Here is a 20,765-nt window from a genome sequence, read left to right as displayed (position 1 = left end):
GGCCGGCTCCGGGGGCGCACCGGCGGAAGCCTGCCCCGGCTCGGCCGCACCGGCGGCCGGGGCCGATACGACGCCGGAAGCCACCTGCCGCTCCAGCCGTTCAAGCCGTTGCAGGGTTGCGGCGTCGGAGGTATCGGCCGCGGGGAGCACCATCCGGGAACACACGACCTCGAGCAGCAATCGCGGCGCGGTGGCACCGCGCATCTCCCCCAGGCCGGCATGCAGGAGTTCGGCGCAGCGGGTGAGCGTCGCGGGACCCAGCCGGGCGGCTTGATCGCGCATCCGGTCCAGCAGGTCGGCGGGCGCGGCCACGAGACCGCGCTCGGTGGCGTCCGGCACGGCCTGCATCAGGATCAGGTCGCGCAGCCGTTCGAGCAGATCCACTGCGAAACGGCGCGGGTCGTGTCCGGCCTCCATCACCCGGTCCACCGTGCGGAACAGCGCGGCACCGTCGCCGGCGGACAGCGCGTCGATCGCGTCGTCGATCAACGCCACATCGGTCACCCCCAGCAGCGCGACGGCGCGCGTATAGGTGACGCCGTCGCTACCGGCGCCCGCGAGCAACTGGTCGAGAACACTCAAACTGTCTCGCGGGGAACCCCCACCTGCTCGGATGACCAGCGGATACACCGCCTCGTCCACCGGTACGTGCTCCTGGGCGCAGATATCACCGAGCAGCCCCCGCATCGTGGCGGGCGGCAGCAGCCGGAACGGGTAGTGATGGGTACGCGACCTGATGGTCGGCAGTACTTTTTCGGGTTCGGTGGTGGCGAACACGAAGATCAGATGCGCCGGCGGTTCTTCGACGATCTTGAGCAGCGCGTTGAATCCGGCGGTGGTCACCATATGCGCTTCGTCCACGATGAACACCCGGTAGCGGGACTCGGCGGGTGCATAGAAGGCGCGATCGCGCAGTTCCCGGGTGTCGTCCACACCGCCGTGGCTGGCCGCGTCCAGTTCGATCACATCGAGGTTCCCGCCGCCGCCCGGAGCGAGGGATGCACAGGAAGCGCAGGTGCCGCATGGGGTGGAGGTGGGACCTTCCACACAGTTCAGCGACCGCGCCAGGATCCGGGCGGACGAGGTCTTCCCGCAACCGCGCGGACCGGAGAACAGGTACGCATGACTGATCCGCCCGGTATCGAGCGCGGTACACAGCGGGTCGGTGACATGCTCCTGGCCCACTACTTCAGCGAACGTTGCCGGTCGGTACTTCCGGTACAGAGCCACGCGGAGAGTGTAGGGCGCGACTACGACGTGTGGGGTCTCGGCCCGTCGACGAACCGCTCGGCCGGAAGGGTCTTCCATCCATGGGTTAACAGCGTTACGCTAACGCCACTAACCTATCTAGGCGGGGGCCCTGCACATGCTGATCCGAATCGCGCAACTCGTCACGAGACATCCACGGGCGATACTCGTCGGCGCACTGGCCGTCGCACTGCTCTGCGGCATCTTCGGCGCCACCGCCGCGTCCGGACTCAAATCGGGTGGATTCGTCTCCTCCGATGCCGAATCCACACAGGCCGGGGAGTTGCTCGCAGATAATTTCGAAGGCGCCGCACCCAACTACATCCTGCTGGTCGACTCGCCGGAAGGCGTCGATACACCCGCTGTACGAGCCCGGGCACAGGCGGCCGTCGACACGATCCGGGCGCATCCCGGCACCACCAGCGTCCAGTCGTACTGGACCGCCCCCTCGCCCGCAGTCGCCTCGGCACTACGCAGTACCGACGGAAATTCCGGGCTCGTTGCCGTACACCTGGACGGCGACGAAACCCAGATGCAGGAAGCCGCGGGTGAGATCAGCGCCCAGGTCACCGGCACAATCGACGGTGTCACTATCCGGGCGGGTGGCGTGGCCGCCACCTTCAACGAGATCAACGAGCAGATCACCCACGATCTGGCGGTCGCCGAGGCCGCGGCCATACCGCTGACCTTGATCGTATTGATACTGGTGTTCGGCAGCCTGGTCGCGGCATCGCTGCCATTATTGGTCGGCTTGTTCGCGATCGCCGCCACATTGGCGATTCTGCGGCTGTTCACACTGGTCACCGATGTGTCCATCTACGCGATGAACCTCACCACCGCACTCGGCCTGGCGCTGGCAATCGACTACAGCCTTTTCATCGTGAGCCGGTTCCGGGAGGAACTCGCGGGCGGCCTGGACCCCCGTGCCGCGACCGTGCGCGCCTTGCAGACAGCGGGCCGCACCGTACTGTTCTCCGCCTTCACCGTGGCATTGTCGCTTTCGGCGATGCTGGTGTTCGACCTGTATTTCCTGCGCTCGTTCGCCTATTCCGGCGTGGCGGTCGTGGTGGCCGCGGCGGCGGCCTCGGTGATCGTGCTGCCGGCGGCGCTGGTACTGCTGGGTTCCCGGGTGAACGCCTTGGACCTGCGCGCACCGCTGCTGCGCTTGTTCGGACGCAAGCCGGCACCGCTGGGCACCATGATTCCGGAACAGACCGGCTGGTACCGGCTGGTCCGACAAGTGATGCGGTTCGCGGTCCCGGTATCCGTGGTGATCGTCACGCTGCTGCTGGCGCTGGGATCGCCGTTCCTGTCCGTGAAATTCGGCTACCCCGACGAGCGCGTACTCCCGGAGACCGCCGCCAGTCGGCAAGTGGGTGACGAGGTGCGCGCAGAATTCCCGCGGGCCGATCCGGGCGGCAACACCACGATCGTGCTGAACGGCCACCAGGACGAGCAGAGTGTCGGCGCATACGCGGCCCGGTTGTCCGAAGTCGACGATGTGACGGGGGTGCTGTCCAGCGCCGGAGTGTATGTCTCCGGTAGCCGGCTCGCTCCCACCCCGCCGGGGATGGCCAACAACACCGGCACCTATCTGACCGTGAATACCTCCCTCGACCCGTTCTCCCCCGCCGGAGGCGACCAACTGGCGGAGCTCCGGGCGGTACCGGCACCGGCGCCCCCGCTCTTCTCCGGCGCCGCCGCGATGAACGAGGATTCCCTCGACGCACTCGCCGACCGGCTACCCCTGGCGGCACTGCTCATCGTCCTGGCCACCTTCGTCGTGCTGTTCCTGTTCACCGGCAGCGTGGTCCTGCCGCTGAAAGCGCTGCTGCTGAACACCCTTTCGCTGACCGCGGCATTCGGCGCCATGGTGTGGATATTCCAGGACGGCCACTTCGAGGGCCTGCTCGGCTTCACCGCGGTCGGCTACCTGGTGCCTACCATGCCGATCCTCATGTTCTGCCTGGCCTTCGGCCTGTCCATGGACTACGAGGTATTCCTGCTCTCCCGGATCCGGGAGGAATGGCTCCACCGTCGCGCGGGCCGCACCGGCGGCGAATTCGCGGCGGAGGACAACACCGCATCCGTCGCTGTCGGCGTGGCCCGCACCGGCCGGATCTTCACCGCCGCCGCCGTACTGATGGCCATCGTGATCGGCGCGCTGGCCACCTCGCAGGTCTCGTTCATCCAGCTGATGGGGTTGGGTTTGACGCTGACGGTACTGGTCGACGCCACCATCATCCGGGCCCTGCTGGTACCGGCGCTGATGCGGTTGATGGGCCCACTCAACTGGTGGGCCCCCAAACCGCTGGCTCGCCTGCACGAACGATTCGGGCTCGGCGAGGAAACCGAGCCGCGGCCGGCCGCCACCGAACCACCGGTGCGGGTATGACCGGGCGGCCGCGCTCACCGCGTGGAACCGGAGGCCGCTTACGGGCGGAGATCATCGCGGCCACCCGGGAGCTGCTCGAACGTACGGGCAATGTCGAGGCCGTATCCATCCGCGCGGTCGCGGGGATGGTGGGTGTCAGCGCACCATCGATCTACCGCCATTTCGCCGATAAGGACGCGCTGATCGAGGCCGCGGTGGCCGAGGTTTTCGAAGCGTTGAACACCGCCATGCAGGCCGCGGTGGACCCGGCCGACCCTCCGCCGCTGCGGCTGCGGCGGCTGGGCTTGGCTTATGTCCGTTTCGCCCTCGACCATCCCGAGCAGTACCGGCTGGCCACTATCCCCACCGACGCACACGGCGCAGTGGACTTCGTCCTGACCAGTGGCGCTTTCCAGTCCTTCGCGACCACCCTCGAGGAAGCCATGGCGGACGGGTTGATCGACCGCGGCGACCCGACCCCGGTGGTTCTGGAACTCTGGGCCGCCGCGCACGGTATCGCCTCACTGCTTCTGGCGAAACCTTTTCTGCCGTGGGGCGACCCGATGGCTGTGGCCGCCCGGGTGCTCGACGCGGCCTGCGCCGGACATGTCGTCACCGAACTGATCGGCCCCGAGGCGGACCCGGAGGAGATGACGGACTGGCTCACCCGATTGCGGAGCCGGGTACGCGGCACCGGAACAGCCGCCGACTGATTCAGCTCACCGCATCGTCCGGTGCGGTGAAGGTATTGCACTGGGCCGTCCGATTGTGCTCCACACCGAGCCCGAACCAGCGCCCGCCGTTCTCCGGCGTGCCGTGATCGCGCATATCACCGCTTCGATCACCACGATTGTCGGCATCGGTGCGCGCCTGCGACATCTGTTCGGCGGTCAGCGAACCACCATCGGCCGAGGACACCAGGTACATACCGTCGAAACAGTTGGCCTGCAGTTCGACCCGCCGCGACAACGCCAGGCCGTCCGGGCTCTGCGCACCCACATCGACACGTTCACCGTTGGCCGCGAGCAGGATGCCGGACAGGTTCTGGATGTGGTGGCCGTACTCATGGGCGAAAACCGACAGGTAGACCACCCAGTCGTCCCCGTAGTAATCGGTTTGCAGCTGGCTGATGGGCATATACACGGTGCGGTTGGCCGGACAATAGAATGCGGCGAAATTACTGGTCGAGCCGGTGCACGGGGTGGATATGCCCTCGGTGGTGGCCGATACCTCGATGGTCGGCGGTTCGAACGGCAACCCCGCGGCTTCCAGCACCGGCTGCCACGCCGCCTCCAGGCATTTCTCGGCGCTCCCGAAGAAGGCGCGGGCCGTTTCCTCGTCGGTCGACCACTCGGTGTAGGGACAGTCGGCGGGGACGAGAGTCGCGCCGGTATCGATGAGCAGCGGATTGGTACCGGTTTCGGACGGCCCGGTCACCCCCGTGTCGTAACCATGATCGGGCTGCGGCCCGAACACGCTCGAGCCACCCGAATCCAATGCTCCGCGAACCAATGCCGCCACCACGAATGCGAGGATCGCGAGCAATATCCACAATGTCCGGGCGCCACCACGCCGAGGCCGGGGCTGCCGAACACCCGGCGGCCGCTGCGGGACGGGCGGTGGCATGGGCGGAGCGACGATCGGCCGGTATCCCGGTATCGGACCGCGCTGCGGCGGCGGGCCCGGCCGCGGCGGGTAGCCGGGCCGCGGCGGCGGATACCCCGGTGCGGCCGGGTATCCCGGACGCACCCCCTGCGGTGGCGGCTGCAGCCGGCCGGGCGGCGGTCCGTAAGGTGGTCGCCCGTGCGGTGGAATCGGCTGTCTACCAGGCGGAACCGGTCCACGTTCATAAGGTGGTCGAGTCACTCCCCCGGTCCCTCTCGAATTCTCGGAACGCCAACAGCCGCTGACGCAGGATAGCAAGCTGTCTAAAGTTACGGACCATGCTCACTTTTCGGGGGGGCGCCGCGGCGCTACTAGTTGCACTGACCGGATTGTTCACCCTGTTCACGCCCACCGCCCGGGCCCAGGATCCCGCCGGTGTGATCCTGAACTTGGATATGACCCTCAGCCGCGAGGGCGTTCTCGAAGTGACCGAGCGGGTTACCGTCCCACCCGGTGAACAATTCACCATGTCCCTGCCGCTGCGGGTGCAGATCAGCGAGGATTCCGAACGCAGGTTCGCGGTCACCGATATCGAAACGACCGGCCCCGGAACCGCACAGGTAGCCGGTGACCTGTTCACCATCGAGGCCGGGCCCGGCGAGTCGACTTTCCGCTACTCGGTGCAGAACACGGTCAGCGACGCCGAGGGCAGCCAGGTGTTCCGCTGGTTCGGGGTGCTCAACGTCGATATCGCCGAAATCCACGCCACGCTGATCAGCCCGAGTTTCGAGATGGGCATCGTGGAATGCCTGCTCGGGCCGATCGGTAGCACGCGGCCCTGCGCCCAGGTGCGCATCGAACCCGACGGGGTGCTGTACCTGGACCAGACAAACCTACGCAAGGGCGAATCGGTCGATCTCACGCTGCAGATCCCGCCCGGCACCGTAGCGTCGAACGCCGATATCAGCGGTCCCGGCGACTCGCCTTTCGCGATCACCGGTCCGGTCCTCGTCGCTTTCGCCCTACTGCTTGCCGCGTCGGCGGGGCTCGCCGGCTACATCGTCTGGGCACGCCGGCAGACAGCTGCCGCCGAACCGGCGCAGCCACTGGTCCACGCCGAGGGCCGCACCCAGTTCAGCTCCCCCGCGGGCCTGCTCCCCGGCGAAGCGGGAGTTCTGCTCGACGGGCACGCCGACACCACCGATATCGCCGCCACGGTCGTCGACCTGGCGGTGCGCAACTACCTCTGGATCGGGCGCATCGGCGAAACCCAGTGGCGGATGATCCGGGTCAACCCGGCCGATGAACAGCTGCGGCCGTACGAGCGTGCGGTCTACGACGCCCTGCTCCCCGCGGGGACCCATGAGGTCACGGTGGCCGATCTGAGTGCCCCCGGCCGGCTTCCGATCGAATCACTCCGCCACACCATGCTCACCGACGCGGTCGAACGCGGCGCGTTCATCGACCCGTCCCGCCGTCGCATACCGCTCTGGCTCGGCGGAGCCCTCATAGTGCTCGGCGCCGGGGTGACCGTTGCCGCGGCACTGCTTTCCGGACACGCACTGGTAGGCATCGCGATCGTGATCGCCGGCGCCGCACTGCTCGCGGCCCAGCGTTTCCTGCCGGCCCGCACCGCTTACGGGCGCTCACTCACCGGACAGGTGCGCGGATTGCAGCAGGGCCTGGAACAGGTGAACAGCGCGCAGATCCCCGCAGGCGACCGGGAACTGGTGTTCTCCCGCGGACTGCCGTACATGATCGTCTGGAGCCGCGCCGACAACTGGGTGCGCACGTTCCGCGATATCGACCCGTCCGCCGACGACGATCCCGGTCTGTACTGGTTCGGCGGTTTCGAGGGCGACCGCGACCTGCATCGGTTCGCCGGACACTTCCCGTACTTCATCACCGCGGTGGAAGGTGTGTTCTCGGCACGTTGACGTGCGCGACCCCCGCACGCTGACGTGCGGGGGTCGCGGTCCTTCTGGACGGCGACCGGCAATCCTTGCGCTATCCGTTCCCGGCTCCGGTCGTAGACGACCGGAGCCGGTGCCGCCGGGGGGCGCCGGCCGCCGCTCGTATTCCGCACCGGCCGGGTTCGCGGATACCAGCCCTGCCTATACCGGTATCCGAGGTTCGGTTGTCGCTTCCGTACCGTCGGGCCCGGACCCGGGCACTTTCGGCGGGGCAAGTCGGTCCCACGCGAAAAACGGCATTCACCCGCCGGACCGACGACGCCCGAGAAGTGCAGAGTCCGATAGCCCGTAGGAGTTATCGGACACGCTTCAAGCCTGGATACGGCGCAGCGCGGCGACGGGGTCGGCGTACAGAGCGCTCAGCGAAGCGACCACGGCCGCGAACTCCTGCACCTTCGACGCGTAGCCGGTGACCCGGATATCGGTGGGCGGCAGTACCGTCGCCTCGTTGAACGAACGCGCCACATGCGCCAGGCCGGGACGGTAAGTGGTGAAGGCCTGCCCGCCGAGCACCACGCGGTCCGGGTTGAGCATATCCCGCACCAAAGCGACCGTCTGCCCGAGAACGGTGGCGCGGTCGGCGAGCAGCTCGCGGGCCGGTTCCGAACCACCGGCCGCGGCGCGATACAGATCGCCGATGGTCGAACTGGCTTTTCCGTTGTGTGCGGGAATGATTCCGCGGCCCACCGCGCGGGCGTGTAGCGCGCGATCACCGACAGTGGCCTCCAAGCAGCCGCGCCGGCCGCACTGGCATTCGACCTCCGAGCCGGTCGGTAGATGCGCGATCGAACCCGGCCCATTGCTCGGGGTGTGCACGCGACCGTCCAGCGTCACCGAGATACCCACCATCTCACGGACATAGAAGTACAGGCTGCTGCCGTGCGCGTGCCCCTGTTCGGGGGCGTCGGCCGAATCCTGCTGTACGCCGGGTAACAACAGCTCCGCGGCCGCCATCGCCTCGACGTGGGGCGCCACCGAAATCGGTAGCCCGAGCACCTCACTGAATACCGCGCCGACCGGCGCCGCCTGCCAGCCGAGCTTCGAATGGTCGACCACGCCGGTACTCGGATCGACCCGGCCGCCGATCGCCACCCCGACCCATAACGGAGTGCGCCGGTACCACCGCTGCAGGAAGGACTTCGCACTGTACGCGACGGTTTTGACTGCGAATTCCTGACCGGTTTGCGGAGTGGCGATGGTGAGACCGCCGAGGATTCGCCCACGCAGGTCGGCGACCACGATTCGGGTGGAGGTGGATCCGATATGCACGCCCAGGGTCCCGAAGGTGTCGATATCCACCTCGAACGGAACGCGGGGCCGGCCCACCGCACCGGAGGCGGTGAGGTCGGCACGCTCGCGTAGCAGTCCGGCGGTGAGCAGCGCGGAAACCTGGCGGTTGACGGTGGCGATACTCAACCCGGTGGCGCGGGCGGTTGTATCACGGAACACCGGGCCGGTGGTGGCCGACCGCAGCACGGCGGCGGCGGGATTATCGGAGATCCGCAGGTCCGGGGGGACGACAGGGCGGGGAGCACGGGTACGGGTGGTGGGAGCCTGCGACGCGATGCGTTCGGCGGTGCGGACAGCCATATGATTTCCTCGATTATTCCGGCGTGCGCCGGATATGCCTACAGGTGCAGCAACGAGGCGGCGAGTGGATCGAAATCGCTCAACCGCGGCGGCGGGAGCAACACAACTCACGGGTGAGCGGCAAGCGCAGACCGAGCGCGGCGGTCACATATGTGACCGGCTTCGGTTTGGTGCCGCTGGTAGACATAACGAATAAATTAACACCCGGCACGGCGCCGCACCAAGAGATTCGTTCACGCCAGTTCCAACACCCGGGCGTTTCCCCAGCTCAGATGCGCATTCCAGGCGAGTCGTCGGCAGCAGTGCATCAGCCGCCCCGTCCGGACCCGGCGGCCGGGAGAATGCGTCGCCGGACGTCGTCGCGCAGGGTTGTATCAGCCTGTCGGCCGATATCGGCAAACACGTGGTGAATCACCTGCGCCGAGCGCCACATATTCCCCGCAAATTTCCGGGGAATATCTCCCGGAGCCGGATGGCGAATAATTGTCCGGAATTATCCGGACAATATTTCCCCGGATGTCACGGAGAACCGGTGCGCGCTTCCGCCGAGACCACCGGACCCCGGCGCAACCCCACATCCCGGATACATCGACCCTGGTCCGGGACCATTTCCGCTGCTATGCTCCGACCACGAGGCGGGGAGTCCGAAGGGGGAAGACGATGTCCGTACCAGATCTGGGACAGCAGGCGGGGATTCGGCTGCACGAAGCGGCCCGGTCCGGAGAATTCCATATGTCGGCGGATGCGGCCCGGGAACTCGCCGCCTCTTGTGATCGGCTCGTGGAACGAGTGCAGCAGGCCAGAACCGACGCCGCAGACCTCACCCGGGTGTCGGGATTTCCGGACCTTCCCTCGGGACGGGCACTGACCGCCGGCTTCGACGCGAAGGGCCGGGAGTACCTCGAGGTACTCGACGCCTTCGAACAGGCCACCCTCCGGCACAAGGCGGCCTACCTGGCCGCGGCGGCACTGTTCGAAGAGGCCGATGCGGCAAACGGCGCTGCTCTGGCCGCCGCGGTGGCGGTTACCCCCTGAAGTACGGCATCATATCGAATCACGCAGGGGTGCAAACGAATTGAAACCATCCGGTCCGGGTCGTGTTTTCGGCGGTCGCGGACCGACAGGCAAGGGGGCCGACCGTGACGTATCAGGGACAGGCCGGTACAGCGAGGACCGGCACCGATCCGGCCTATGTACCGGATCGTGAAGTGTTCGACGCCTATACCCATCAGCAGATCTGGGACCTCGCACGCGAGCGGCTGGCACCGGCCGAGCTACGCCGGGTAGCCGATGCGTGGGGTCGTACCGCCGACACAGTGGAATCGGCATTCGACGAGCACGCCCGCGAACTCACCCGGCTGTCCAGCGAATGGTCCGGTGTCGCGGCAGCGGCCGCGATGCAGGCCGCGACCGCCCTCGTGCAGGCCGGTGACGACACGGTCGAAGTCTGCCGGGCGCTCCGGCAGCTCATGACGGCGAATTCCGATGCCGCCGAATCGGTCCGGGCGGCCGTCCCACGGCTACCGCAACCGTACCGGCCGGATCCGGATTCCGCCGTCGAGGCGGCCACCGGAGCGCAGCGGCGTACGGCCTACAACCTCGCGACGGCCGCAGCGACAGCCTCCGCCCAGGACGCCATGACCTTCGGTTACAACCCGACCATCCCGGCGAGCGGCGACAGCGTTCCCCGGTTTCCGGCCGTGGTCGCCACGGCATCGGAAAGCTCGGGTACACCGGCGGTTTCGGGACGGGGCCCGGACACAGCACCGAGCACGGGCCCCGGAGCAGCCGCCGGAACGGACCCCGAATCGCCGGAAACCGATGCGCCGGGATCCACGACTTCGCATATCGATGGGGCCAGAGCCCCCGTCACCGTGCCCGGCCGAGCCGGGGACGGGCCGCAACCTTCGCTCGGCAACGATTCGGCATCCACGCCCACCACCACGGAAACCGAATCGCAACCGGCGGGTGCCCCGTCCGACTCTTCACCGCAAGCAGGCACCCCCGCGGACACCTCGAGCCCTCCGGCCGAACCTCCACAGCCGGACAACACTCGGGCCCCCGATTCCCCCCACCACCCGGCCGTGCCTGCGGCCGGTACTGCACCCGCTGCCGAGTCTGCGTCGGAGACCCGGCCCGCACGTTCGGAACCCGCCGTGGCACCCTCCTCGGCCCCGGGCGACCGCGGAACAGTCCCGGCCGACCATTCACCGCGCTCACCGGCGAGTCCCCCCACCAGCGGCCCAGTCACCCCGGTCCCGGCCGGACCTGTTCCCGCCGCACCGCCGCCCGGCGCTACGGGTGGTGGCTCTGCACCGGGCCACAGCGGTTCGACCGGCGGCACTCCGGGGCCCGCGCACGCACCGGGCACCAATACGCCACAACACCGTCCGGCACCGGGCGTCCCGCCCACCTTCACCGGCGGACCAGGAGTAGCCCCGGCCACACCACCCGGCTACGCACCGGGCGCCACGACACCCGTATCCGGCACCTCGGCCGCCACCGGAGCCGGAAATCCACTGCCCGCCGGAACCGGGAGCTCCCCTGCTGGGGTGGGAACCACGCCGTCCATCGAGCAGGCCCCTCCGTGCGAGGTGGAGTGGGAAGGCCCGAGCCGCATCGAGTGCGGCAGCCCGCCACACCCAGAATCGGGGCCGGACTACCCAGATGGCCCGCACACTCCGGCTTGCACAGGATCGGGACCCCCTGGACCCGATATACCGGTAGTCCGAGCGCCCACGACATCAGGTTCGTCCGCCGGCCCCGAGCCGGCGACTGTCCCCTATTCCCCCGACCCGTCCGTCCGGACCCCGGCCGGCCATACCGATCCGGTGGTCCATCCCCCGTTGCCCGCGGAGCGCGAAGCGCTCGACCCCGCAGGAACGGGCCCGAACGGTTCTACAGCGGAAGCACACGAGCATTCCGGGCAGCGACCGGTCCGCCCGCTACCCACGGGCGTGCCGGTGCCATCCACCGCCGGTGCACTTCCATCCCGCCCGGCCGATTCCGAGCGGGCCAGCCCCGACTATCTGCACGCACCGAACGAGGAATTGACCGCGACCGATCCCAGGGTGCCCCCCGTTCTCGGCGAATACACCGAATCGGAACGAGCCGAACGCGGCGATCCGGGTGGCGGGAGCCGCTGATGGAATGGGTGTTCACGCCGGACGAGTTCAGCTACATCTGGCAGACCGAGACAGGACTCGACCGGCGGCCCCATCCCATCGATCTGGCGCCGCGGGCCACCGCGGCCACCGAGAGCGAGCGGTCGGCACTGGAGTTGGAACACCGGTTCCCGCCCAACGGCGACCCCGACCTCACCGGAACTCTGCGGTTCCTCGCCCGGACCGATGTCACCCGGGTGACCGTATTCGGGGACGATTTCGACGGTTCCGGCCATCGTGGCGATCCAGTGCTCGCGGTCGCGGTCGGGTTCGGCAACTGGGGTGCGCTGGTACGCGCGCAGAACGAGGCGATCACCCTGATCGCCTGCCATGCGCGGACCGTGGGCAAACATCTGGTCAGCACCTTGGGCCCGGCTCGGGCCGGGCGCCTGCCCGCCATGCGCGAACCACGCGCCGCGGTGCTCTGCCCGGAGCAGGGCCCCGGCGCGGCCGATGCCGCGGAGATCCGGGCGCGACGGCTGCGAGAAGCGCTGCACCGGCCGATCGATGCCCGCGGATTCTTCACCATCACGATCGCACCGGAGAATCCGATGTCACCGCCACCGATCCACCGCACCTGGCTGGATTTCACCGGCGACGGCCGCTATCTTCTGGCCGCCGGTGCCGATCTGTCGCTCGCACCGTTCGGCGATTCCGGTCTGGCCGCCGAACTCACCCGGCTTGCGCGCCTACGCTGATCAGCGGGTACGCCGCTCATTTCTGTTTCGCTGCGGCCTTCATCTGCTTCTTGAAGGCGCGCACCTCGAGCAAGGTCTCCCCGTCGACGATATCGGCCGCCGACCGTCGCGACCCCGGCTCGGCATAATCACCGGCGGCCGCTTCCCAGCCGGCCGGCCGGATATCGAGCTGTTTGCCGAGCAAGGCGAGAAAGATCCGGGCCTTCTGGTCGCCGTAGCCCGGCAGCGCCTTCAAACGCCGCAGCACCTCTTTACCGTCCGGGTTCCCAGCGGTCCAGATCGCCGTCACATCGCCGTCGTAGTGTTCGATCACATATCGCGCCAGATCCTGGATCCGCCGCGCCATGGACCGGCCGTAGCGGTGAATGGCGGGCGGGGTCGCCGCCATCTCCTCGAACTCGGCCTGATCCGCCGCCGCGATCGCGTGGATATCCAGCCCGCCCATCCGGTCGGCGATCTTCTTCGGGCCGCGGAACGCGTGTTCGAGCGGGTACTGCTGGTCGAGCAGCATCCCGATCAACAGCGCCGGCGCGCTTTCCGACAACAGCTGGTCCGCCTCGGGTTCCTGCGCGAGACACAACTTGGCCATGGCCTGCTCTCCTCACTGCGCATATCGAGCATGAGCGGGGTCCTGCCGGTCACGGCCACCGCCGGGCCCGGCCGACGCTCTGTACTACCAGCGATCATCGCACGCCCCCGAGTTAGGCTCAGCACATGCCACACACGGCGATACACCCACCCACCACACTGGATGGACACGGACCCATGGACAGTTTCGGGTTACGCCCCGACAGATTCGATGCCGCCGGCCAGGATCAGCTGGTCGATATCCGCGACCTACAGGCGGCGCTCCCCGGACTCGACCGGTTGCGTGACTGGGCGCACCAGGCGCTCGCGCTGCAGCCGGGTGAAAAGGCCGTCGATATCGGCTCCGGCACCGGTTCCGAAGTGGTCGCCTTCGCGGCGGCGGTCGGTCCCACCGGGGTCGCCGCCGGGGTAGAGCCCGACCCCAACCTGCTGGCCGCCGCCGAACGGCAGGCAGCCATCGCACATTCCACCGCAACCTTCCACTCCGGCGATGCCTACGGTGTGCCCTTCGGTTCCGATACCTTCGACGCCGTACTGTGCGAACGCGTCTTTCAGCACCTGACATCGCCCGCGCGCGCCGCCCGCGAGATCGCCCGCGTCCTACGGCCGGGTGGCCGGACCGTGGTGATGGATGCCGACTGGGGTTCGGCAATAGTGCACCCCGGCAGCACCCGGGTCGTGCGCGAGGTCGTGGACACCCTGATCTCGGCGACCACCAATCCCTATTCGGGTCGCCGATTGCAGGGACTGCTCACCGCCGCAGGCCTGGAGGCCGAGAGCATCGGATCGCATGCGCTGGTCCAGGAGCGTTCGGTGGGAGCCGGCGCACTGGTCAGCAGGGTTTCCGCCATGGCGGTGGCGCGCCGGGTGATCACCGCGGCCGAGCGTGAACAGTTGCTCGCCGACCTGGCCGCGGGCGCCGCGAGCGGCGATATCCACCTGTCGGTGACGATGTTCGCCGTGCACGCCCGCAAACCGGCCTGATCCCTACTTCTGCAGTTTCTCGGTCGCTGCCAGCAGCACGCAGGTCGCCAACCCGTCCATGGCCTGCTCCAGCTCCGGCAGCGCCGGGAAACTGGGCGCGATCCGGATGTTCTTGTCCTCCGGGTCCTTCTTGTACGGGAAGGCCGATCCGGCGGCGGTCAACGCGATACCGGCATCCTTCGCCAGTGCGATGACCCGCGCCGCGGTGCCCTCGAGCACATCGAGACTGACGAAGTAGCCGCCCTTGGGCTCGGTCCAGGAGGCCACCTTGGACGAGCCGAGGCGTTCCTCGAGGATCCGCAGCACCAGCGCGAACTTCGGTTCCAAGATGGCCCGGTGTTTCTGCATATGCGCCCGCACCCCTGCGGCATCACTGAAGAAACGCAGATGACGCAGCTGGTTGATCTTGTCCGGGCCGATGCTCTTCTTCGACGCATGCCCCAGATACCAGTTCAGGTTCTCGGTCGAGGCGCCGAGGAAGCTCACCCCCGAACCGGCGAAGGTGATCTTCGACGTAGAGGCGAAAACAAAGGGCCGGTGCGGATTTCCCGCCGCCGCGGCGAGTCCGAGTACATCGACCACGGGCGCAGCGGTATCGGTGAGTGGGTGCACGGCGTAGGCGTTGTCCCAGAACAACCGGAAATCGGGCGCCGCAGCCGGCATCGAAACCAGTTCCCGCACGACCTCTTCGGAGAACACCGCGCCGGTCGGGTTGGAGTAGTTGGGGACCGCCCACAGACCCTTGATCTGCGGATCGGCGGCCAGCAGTTCGGCGATCATCCGGGTATCGGGCCCGTTCGGCCCCATCGGCACCGTGATCATCTCGAAGCCCAGCGATTCGGTGATCGCGAAATGCCGGTCGTAGCCGGGGCTGGGGCACAGGAATTTCACCACCGGCTCGTCGGCCCACCGGCGCGGCGAATCGGGCAGGCCGTGCAGGGTGGCGTAGACGATGGTGTCGTGCATCAGCTCGAGGCTGGCGTTGTTTCCGGCGATCAGGTTGTCGGCGCCGATGCCGAGGAGTTCACCGAAGATGGCGCGTAGCTCCGGAAGCCCGTGCAGACCACCGTAGTTGCGGCAGTCGATACCGGTGCCGTCGCGAAAATCGCCGTCACCGGGCAGCGACAGCATTGCGGAGGAGAGGGCGAGTTGTTCCGGCGAAGGCTTTCCCCGGGTCAGATCGAGGGTGAGTGCGGCGGCCTGCAGCATCGCGTAGTTCGCGGACTGGAGTTCGTGCTCGGCGGCGAGTTCCTCGGGACTCATCAAACCGATCTGGGTTTGCCGGGGCATCCTGGACAGCCTTTCCAACGACCTGGTGGGTGAATGCACTTACGGGCGGCCGGTGGTGCCGGGCGCCCGTGGCCACGTTACCCGGACGTCCACGACGGCTGGGAGGTGTTGGGATTCTCGGTGCCGGTCGGGAAACGTCACCGCGGCGGGTTCTCGTCCGGATGTCCGGACGGACACCGGGCCGGATATAAGGGGACCCCGCGCACCCGGCAGAGCCCGTTGACCCTTGCTGCCTTCCGGCCCTGGGGGAGTTCACAGGATGCGCGCCGCGCGGGATCCGTGGGCCAGTGTAGCCGCAGCCGCGCACACCGCGCAGCCGGGGCCTCACCGGCGGAACGGAAACAGGAAGGGGCCGGGTCGGTACAGAAAAACGGCCCCGCCGGTGGAATGCTCCACGGGCGGGGCCGGTTGCGGAGGATGCGGGATTCGAACCCGCGAGGGCTGTTAACCCAACCCGCGTTCCAGGCGAGCGCCATAGGCCACTAGGCGAATCCTCCGCCGAGCAGCATACCTGCCACCCCGGCGCATCGTGAAAACGCCCGCTCATTCCGGCCACCACGAACGGTCCGCCGCCTCAGCGACACGGCCCACATAGCATGAATCATCTTATCCCGCAAGATATCCAATGCTTCAGCCCCGCTGAGCACCCAATTGTGACGGCCGTCGCGCCCGACCGCGGCGACGGTGCCATTATGGGCGCCGTGGATCCCCAGGTGATCGAGATCGTTCAGAGTTCCCCGGCCTGGTGGCAGTCGTGGCTGCCGCTGCTCGGTTCGCTCGCGCTCGGTGGTGCGGCTGTGATCGCCGTACTGGTCAACAATCGGACGAGCCGGGATGCGATCGCCGCCGCCGACGAACGAGCCCAGCGGACCCTGTCCGTCGCGGCCCAGCACCAGACTGCCAGCGTCGCGCAACAGGCCGATTCCACCCGGTTGCAGCTCGACGCCGCCCACCATCAGGTGGAATCCGCCCATGCCGTGGCCTTGGTCCAGGCGAGCGAGCACTGGCGCCGGGACGCCGTCGCCGGCGCAGTGGCCGATTCGCTGGGTATGTCCAGCCGTATCTGCCAGGCGCTGCGCCGCGACGAGGACTGGACCGACGAACTGATCGGCGACCTGATCCACAACTTGGAAGCCGGTTCCGACCGGGCCAACGTGCTGCGGCTGGTCGGTTCGGATACGCACTACAAGCAGTGGCGCCGGCTGGCCGATACTCTCTCCGACGTACTGCTGTCGGCCCTGACCCTGCAGCGCAAGAAGCTGCAGGACGCACCGCCGGAGGAGATCCGCGCGGCCCGCGACCACAAGACTCAGATGCTGGGCGAGGTACGCGTCGCCGAACGCGACCTCATCATCGCCACCCGTGAAGAACTGGGCATCGACCCGAACTGACACACCAGGCGGGTCGGCCTGCGCGACTGCGCCGGCGGCTGTACGCGTCTTCGTCTCGACTGATCGCCGCCCGCGAAAGCGACCGGGGATCGGTGGCGCCCGCACGTGGCCGCCGCCGAAGTGGTCCCGCCTCGATCGCCGAGACGGCACCGAGCTCCGGACGCTGCCGAGACGGTCTCGTCAGCGGCGAAGGCGAGACAATTCGCGCAGCGCATCCCGGAGATGGCCGGTATAGGTATCCGGATCCACGACACCGGGGTCGGCGTGCACCGACAGCGTGACGGTCTCACCCAGCCCGTGGATCCCGTGGGTGAGATGCATCACCGCACCGAGCGCGGGAAATCCGCCGGTGAACCGCACCGGCGCACCACCGAGGGACAGATCCGCCGGCCCCCGGTTCACACTGGAGACCACGGTATGCCCGGTAACCCGCTCGGGGGTGCTGTGGATCGGATAGTCGCGTACGTCGCGGCGCAGCAGGAGCGGCGGCAACACCGCGTCGACGGCGTTCTGCGCATCGTGCAGCGGATGCCGGGCACGCTCACGCCGAGCAGCCAATTCCGCTGCGATCACCGCGGCCCGGCGCCGCGGGTCGCTTTCACCGGCGGCGAGGTCCACCCCGAGGCTGCGATAGTTGTTGCGGACATCGCGGCGCGGTGGCAGCGCCATCGGCACCTGTGCTCCCAGCCGCGTGACGGCTTCTCCGCGGCCCCGCAGATACTGCTCGACTGCGATCGATACCGCCGTAAGACCGATCACAGTGACACTGAGTCCGGGAACGCGAAAATCGTCCGCCGGGCACACCAGCATCCGTACGGCATGCCCGGTCACCCCGGCAGGCCGGTTCAACGGACCGGGCGGGTATCCGGGTCCGGGCGGTGGCACCCGGCCGGCCGCGGTGAGTGCGGCGAGCTCATTGCGCGCCCGCGCGGCGCCCACGCCGCGCCGAACCGTCCGGGCGACACCCACGGGCAGCGTCACGGCGGCCCGTAACGAGGCGAGGCGAACGGCCGAGATCGCCGGCGGCCTCGCGCCGGGTGCCGGTGGCAGCCCACCGACGCGCGGCGCCGGCGCAAGCACCTCCCCCGGCGTCGTCTCGGGGCTGTTCTCCGCCGGCACAGGTACGGCGAACAAGGCGCGGGCGATCCTCGAAGCTCCGCGACCGTCGACCAGTGCGTGCGATATCTGTAGTACAACCACTGTCACCTGCGGGTCCGATACGGGACTGTCGCGTATCCCACGGAAGATGTGCAACCGCCAGGAAGTTTCCCGCGCGTCGATACCGGTGCCGGTCAACCGGCCGAGCGTGGTGAGTAGTTCCGGCCAGTGGGGTGTGGGAAGCCGGTGCTGTTCGATCTGTGCCGCTGTGGGCTCGGCGGGAATCCACATCGGAGGGGCCAGGCCCGTGGGATCGTCGCGTAATCGCAGCCGCAACTCCGGGACGCCGGCGCACCGTTGCAGTATTTCGGCGCATAATGCGCTGTCCGCGCGGCTGGACTCCGCGAAGCAGTAGAGCAGGAACTGGTCGTTGCGGGTACGCCGGGACAGCCAGTACATGGTGGCGTCCGGAGTTGCCAGCGGGATCACCGGCCCGACCCTAGCCGCCATCGCGAACCCGATCGCGGACAGGCAAAGGCCCCGGGCCGACAGACCCGGGGCCGTACTGCCTGATATCGGGATAACCTCAGGCGCCGCGGCGATCTCCCGCCGACACGCCGGACAGGAATTCGGCCCATTCGCCGAGCGCGAAGGCCAGCACCGGCCCGTTGCCTCGATCCTTGGTATCTCGGACCGCTACGTTGCCGTCTACGAGAAATGCCACCTCCACGCAGTTCCCGTCCGGGCCACTGTATGAACTTTTCCGCCACACAGCACCCGTCATATCCACCTTCACGGCACTGCACTCCTTCGCTGCGTCGATAACGATATTCGATTCCTGCATAGTTCTCGAACTAGCTGGTATCCGGCGGTAACACCGAATACCTCCGATGCACGCGCAGATAGCGAGCAAATTTCCGGTTTGCCGGGTTCGGTCTATCGGACTCGCACCTGTCCGCGAACACACCTGACGCGGTGACTCAAACCCCTTGTGAGCGGCCGCGCATCCGGAAGACTAGCAGGTTCATGGCCAATTTGCCCATATCTTGCCAACGGATCCAATCGCCTTGCCAATTCCGCTAAGATGCGCCATTGCCACGCAATTGCGGACTTATAAGGATGACTTTGCTCGAAAATATCTGAAATGGTCTGGACGAATGGCCAGGAAACGACCGGCGTGATTGTTACGTAATCGACGTAATCACTTATTCACCCTATGTCAATCCCCCTGGCGCGCACTCCGCGCGCAGCGACCGCAATGATGGCCGCATGCCCGAACGCGATCGCGACGATCAGGGACGCGCCACCAACGCCCGGCCACGCGACCGGCTGGGACGCCCACTACCACCGGGTTCCCCCGGAGTTCCGCGAATCCCGGACGACCTGGACCTCCCGCCCGGCGAGGCACTCGTCTACGCACAGCAACTCCTGGACGAGGGCCTGGCCTTCAACGCCCACGAGGTCCTGGAATCGGTATGGAAGAACGGCCCGGCCGCCGAGCGCATGCTGTGGCAGGGTCTCGCGCAGTACGCGGTCGGACTGACCCATATCCAGCGCGGAAACCCCAAGGGCGCCCGGACACTACTGAACCGCGCGATCGGGCGCATCCGGGCATTCGACCCGGCCGCCGCCGGTCATCCCGCCGGGGCACTCCCCTACGGGCTCGACGGACCGGGCCTCATCGCCCATGCCGAAGCACTGCTGGCCGAACTGGACGAACAGATCCCGGCGCGACCGGGCACACCTACATCTCTCGCCGGACGCGCCGGGCTCATGCCCCGCCTCACCGCCGACCTACCATGACAGCGATGCCCACCGACCCCGCGCCCAGTACGCCCACCGCCGGCGCCGGCCGGTACGCGCCCAGCCCGTCGGGTGATCTACATCTCGGCAACCTGCGCACCGCGCTGCTGGCATGGCTGTTCGCCCGCAGTGCCGGCCGCCGCTTCATACTCCGCGTCGACGACCTGGACCGGGTACGACCCGGCGCCGAAGAACGCCAACTCGGTGATCTCGCCGCCCTCGGCATCGACTGGGACGGTCCGGTACTGCACCAGTCGGACCGGCTGGGCCGCTACGACGCAGCCGTCGGCAGGCTCACCGAAGCGGGCCTGACCTACGAATGCTTCTGCACCAGACGCGAGATCCAGCAGGCCGCCACCGCCCCGCACGGGCCGCAAGGCGCCTACCCGGGCACCTGCCGCGATCTCACCCCGGCCGAACGCGACGCCCATCGCGGCGCCGGCCGCCCGGCCGCGCTCCGGTTACGGACGGCCCGCCCCGACTTCGAGATCACCGATCGCCTGCACGGAAGGTACCGCGGGCCGGTGGACGATCTCGTGCTCCGTCGCGGCGACGGGATCCCGGCATACAACCTGACGGTCGTGATCGACGACGCCGAACACGGTATCGACCAGGTGGTTCGTGGTGACGATCTGCTGCCCTCCACCCCGCGGCAGGCCTATCTAGCCACCCTGCTCGGTCTGCCGGTCCCCGAGTACGCGCACGTCCCGCTGGTGCTGAACACGGCCGGACAGCGGCTGGCCAAACGTGACGGCGCTGTCACCCTCGCCGATCGGCGCCACCGCGGCGACTCCGTGCGCGATGTGGTCGCACTGTTGGCTACCTCACTGGGGTTGTCGGGTGGTAGCGCGGACGAACTGCTCACCGGATTCGATCCCGGCCGGCTGCCGCGAACCCCGTGGATACTGGACCCCGACAGCTTGGTGTGCACGGCCGGCGGTCCGTAATCTGGCCTGCGA

Annotated in this window: 17 protein-coding genes, 1 tRNA gene and 1 other RNA gene; 10 read left to right on the top strand and 9 right to left on the bottom strand. The window is 68.0% G+C overall.

Annotation, left to right across the window (positions count from 1 at the left end; all coding sequences use genetic code 11):
* The coding region (locus NS6_RS23310; RefSeq protein WP_157112901.1) for a DNA polymerase III subunit gamma and tau at positions 1 to 1,230 on the bottom strand (1,230 nt) is incomplete at its 3' end.
* Between the two features lie 136 nt (positions 1,231 to 1,366).
* Between NS6_RS23310 and NS6_RS23305 the strand changes: the two genes are divergently transcribed.
* Both NS6_RS23305 and NS6_RS23300 read left to right on the top strand, forming a co-directional pair.
* Positions 1,367 to 3,643, top strand: a complete 2,277-nt coding sequence (locus NS6_RS23305; RefSeq protein WP_068045234.1) for an MMPL family transporter — start codon at positions 1,367 to 1,369, stop codon at positions 3,641 to 3,643.
* Positions 3,640 to 4,335 (top strand): TetR/AcrR family transcriptional regulator, encoded by a 696-nt coding sequence (locus NS6_RS23300; protein WP_068045232.1) that lies wholly within the window; start codon positions 3,640 to 3,642, stop codon positions 4,333 to 4,335. The genes NS6_RS23305 and NS6_RS23300 overlap by 4 nt, the downstream gene beginning before the upstream one ends.
* Before the next feature lies 1 nt (position 4,336).
* Here NS6_RS23300 and NS6_RS23295 read toward each other — a convergent pair whose 3' ends face one another.
* A complete protein-coding gene (locus NS6_RS23295) occupies positions 4,337 to 5,167 on the bottom strand; it encodes a neutral zinc metallopeptidase (RefSeq protein WP_245669478.1) in 831 nt (276 codons plus the stop codon).
* A gap of 398 nt (positions 5,168 to 5,565) precedes the next feature.
* Between NS6_RS23295 and NS6_RS23285 the strand changes: the two genes are divergently transcribed.
* Entirely contained in the window at positions 5,566 to 7,164 is a 1,599-nt protein-coding gene (locus NS6_RS23285; protein ID WP_068045224.1) for a DUF2207 family protein, read from the top strand.
* A 345-nt stretch (positions 7,165 to 7,509) separates the two neighbouring features.
* On the opposite strand, the gene NS6_RS23280 is transcribed toward NS6_RS23285, so the two are convergent.
* Positions 7,510 to 8,790 (bottom strand): ROK family transcriptional regulator, encoded by a 1,281-nt coding sequence (locus NS6_RS23280; protein ID WP_068045219.1) that lies wholly within the window; start codon positions 8,788 to 8,790, stop codon positions 7,510 to 7,512.
* Positions 8,791 to 9,450: 660 nt separating this feature from the next.
* Between NS6_RS23280 and NS6_RS23275 the strand changes: the two genes are divergently transcribed.
* From NS6_RS23275 to NS6_RS23265, 3 genes are all read left to right on the top strand, one after another.
* Entirely contained in the window at positions 9,451 to 9,825 is a 375-nt protein-coding gene (locus tag NS6_RS23275) for a hypothetical protein (RefSeq protein ID WP_068045217.1), read from the top strand.
* Between the two features lie 104 nt (positions 9,826 to 9,929).
* Positions 9,930 to 11,936, top strand: coding sequence for a WXG100 family type VII secretion target (locus NS6_RS23270; RefSeq protein ID WP_068045215.1), 2,007 nt, complete (start codon positions 9,930 to 9,932; stop codon positions 11,934 to 11,936).
* Positions 11,936 to 12,652: an ESX secretion-associated protein EspG gene (locus NS6_RS23265; RefSeq protein WP_068045212.1), complete on the top strand. Its 717-nt coding sequence runs from the start codon at positions 11,936 to 11,938 to the stop codon at positions 12,650 to 12,652. The genes NS6_RS23270 and NS6_RS23265 overlap by 1 nt, the downstream gene beginning before the upstream one ends.
* A gap of 16 nt (positions 12,653 to 12,668) precedes the next feature.
* Here the strand turns inward: NS6_RS23265 and NS6_RS23260 are convergent, their stop codons facing one another.
* Positions 12,669 to 13,241 carry an HhH-GPD-type base excision DNA repair protein gene (locus NS6_RS23260; RefSeq protein WP_068045210.1) on the bottom strand — a complete coding sequence of 191 codons (573 nt, stop codon included), beginning with the start codon at positions 13,239 to 13,241 and terminating at the stop codon, positions 12,669 to 12,671.
* A gap of 176 nt (positions 13,242 to 13,417) precedes the next feature.
* On the opposite strand from NS6_RS23260, the gene NS6_RS23255 reads away from it, so the two are divergent.
* Positions 13,418 to 14,224 (top strand): methyltransferase domain-containing protein, encoded by an 807-nt coding sequence (locus tag NS6_RS23255; RefSeq protein ID WP_068045207.1) that lies wholly within the window; start codon positions 13,418 to 13,420, stop codon positions 14,222 to 14,224.
* Between the two features lie 3 nt (positions 14,225 to 14,227).
* Here NS6_RS23255 and NS6_RS23250 read toward each other — a convergent pair whose 3' ends face one another.
* The 3 genes from NS6_RS23250 to NS6_RS23240 all read right to left on the bottom strand — a co-directional run bounded on the left by NS6_RS23250 (position 14,228) and on the right by NS6_RS23240 (position 16,011).
* Positions 14,228 to 15,514 (bottom strand): aspartate aminotransferase type Ic, encoded by a 1,287-nt coding sequence (locus NS6_RS23250; RefSeq protein ID WP_068045204.1) that lies wholly within the window; start codon positions 15,512 to 15,514, stop codon positions 14,228 to 14,230.
* A 187-nt stretch (positions 15,515 to 15,701) separates the two neighbouring features.
* Positions 15,702 to 15,796: signal recognition particle sRNA small type (gene ffs, locus NS6_RS23245), an RNA gene on the bottom strand.
* 129 nt (positions 15,797 to 15,925) lie between these two features.
* A tRNA-Ser gene (locus NS6_RS23240) sits at positions 15,926 to 16,011 on the bottom strand.
* Between the two features lie 156 nt (positions 16,012 to 16,167).
* On the opposite strand from NS6_RS23240, the gene NS6_RS23235 reads away from it, so the two are divergent.
* On the top strand, positions 16,168 to 16,905 hold the full coding sequence (locus NS6_RS23235) for a hypothetical protein (protein WP_157112900.1): 738 nt from the start codon (positions 16,168 to 16,170) through the stop codon (positions 16,903 to 16,905).
* A 180-nt stretch (positions 16,906 to 17,085) separates the two neighbouring features.
* On the opposite strand, the gene NS6_RS23230 is transcribed toward NS6_RS23235, so the two are convergent.
* Together NS6_RS23230 and NS6_RS23225 are read right to left on the bottom strand one after the other, a co-directional pair.
* Entirely contained in the window at positions 17,086 to 18,492 is a 1,407-nt protein-coding gene (locus tag NS6_RS23230) for a wax ester/triacylglycerol synthase domain-containing protein (RefSeq protein ID WP_168443495.1), read from the bottom strand.
* Between the two features lie 97 nt (positions 18,493 to 18,589).
* Entirely contained in the window at positions 18,590 to 18,847 is a 258-nt protein-coding gene (locus NS6_RS23225; protein WP_068045195.1) for a DUF397 domain-containing protein, read from the bottom strand.
* Between the two features lie 425 nt (positions 18,848 to 19,272).
* On the opposite strand from NS6_RS23225, the gene NS6_RS23220 reads away from it, so the two are divergent.
* A complete protein-coding gene (locus NS6_RS23220) occupies positions 19,273 to 19,806 on the top strand; it encodes a DUF309 domain-containing protein (protein ID WP_068045192.1) in 534 nt (177 codons plus the stop codon).
* Positions 19,803 to 20,753, top strand: a complete 951-nt coding sequence (gene gluQRS / locus NS6_RS23215) for a tRNA glutamyl-Q(34) synthetase GluQRS (protein WP_068045189.1) — start codon at positions 19,803 to 19,805, stop codon at positions 20,751 to 20,753. Before NS6_RS23220 ends, gluQRS begins: the two co-directional genes overlap by 4 nt.
* Positions 20,754 to 20,765 lie beyond the last annotated feature (12 nt).

The sequence above is a fragment of the Nocardia speluncae NBRC 108251 genome, assembly GCF_001613245.1.
Classification (GTDB): domain Bacteria; phylum Actinomycetota; class Actinomycetes; order Mycobacteriales; family Mycobacteriaceae; genus Nocardia; species Nocardia speluncae.
The sequence above is the reverse complement of the archived record's forward strand: the minus strand, read 5'-3'. Positions and strand labels throughout refer to the sequence as shown.

What these genes read in the sequence shown, in the direction of transcription:
- NS6_RS23305 (WP_068045234.1), top strand. Translation starts at nt 1,367, where the DNA reads ATGCTGATCCGAATCGCGCAACTCGTCACGAGACATCCACGGGCGATA.
- NS6_RS23300 (WP_068045232.1), top strand. Translation starts at nt 3,640, where the DNA reads ATGACCGGGCGGCCGCGCTCACCGCGTGGAACCGGAGGCCGCTTACGG.
- NS6_RS23285 (WP_068045224.1), top strand. Translation starts at nt 5,566, where the DNA reads ATGCTCACTTTTCGGGGGGGCGCCGCGGCGCTACTAGTTGCACTGACC.
- NS6_RS23280 (WP_068045219.1), bottom strand. Translation starts at nt 8,790, where the DNA reads ATGGCTGTCCGCACCGCCGAACGCATCGCGTCGCAGGCTCCCACCACC.
- NS6_RS23275 (WP_068045217.1), top strand. Translation starts at nt 9,451, where the DNA reads ATGTCCGTACCAGATCTGGGACAGCAGGCGGGGATTCGGCTGCACGAA.
- NS6_RS23265 (WP_068045212.1), top strand. Translation starts at nt 11,936, where the DNA reads ATGGAATGGGTGTTCACGCCGGACGAGTTCAGCTACATCTGGCAGACC.
- NS6_RS23260 (WP_068045210.1), bottom strand. Translation starts at nt 13,241, where the DNA reads ATGGCCAAGTTGTGTCTCGCGCAGGAACCCGAGGCGGACCAGCTGTTG.
- NS6_RS23255 (WP_068045207.1), top strand. Translation starts at nt 13,418, where the DNA reads ATGGACAGTTTCGGGTTACGCCCCGACAGATTCGATGCCGCCGGCCAG.
- NS6_RS23250 (WP_068045204.1), bottom strand. Translation starts at nt 15,514, where the DNA reads ATGCCCCGGCAAACCCAGATCGGTTTGATGAGTCCCGAGGAACTCGCC.
- NS6_RS23225 (WP_068045195.1), bottom strand. Translation starts at nt 18,847, where the DNA reads ATGCAGGAATCGAATATCGTTATCGACGCAGCGAAGGAGTGCAGTGCC.
- NS6_RS23220 (WP_068045192.1), top strand. Translation starts at nt 19,273, where the DNA reads ATGCCCGAACGCGATCGCGACGATCAGGGACGCGCCACCAACGCCCGG.
- gluQRS (WP_068045189.1), top strand. Translation starts at nt 19,803, where the DNA reads ATGACAGCGATGCCCACCGACCCCGCGCCCAGTACGCCCACCGCCGGC.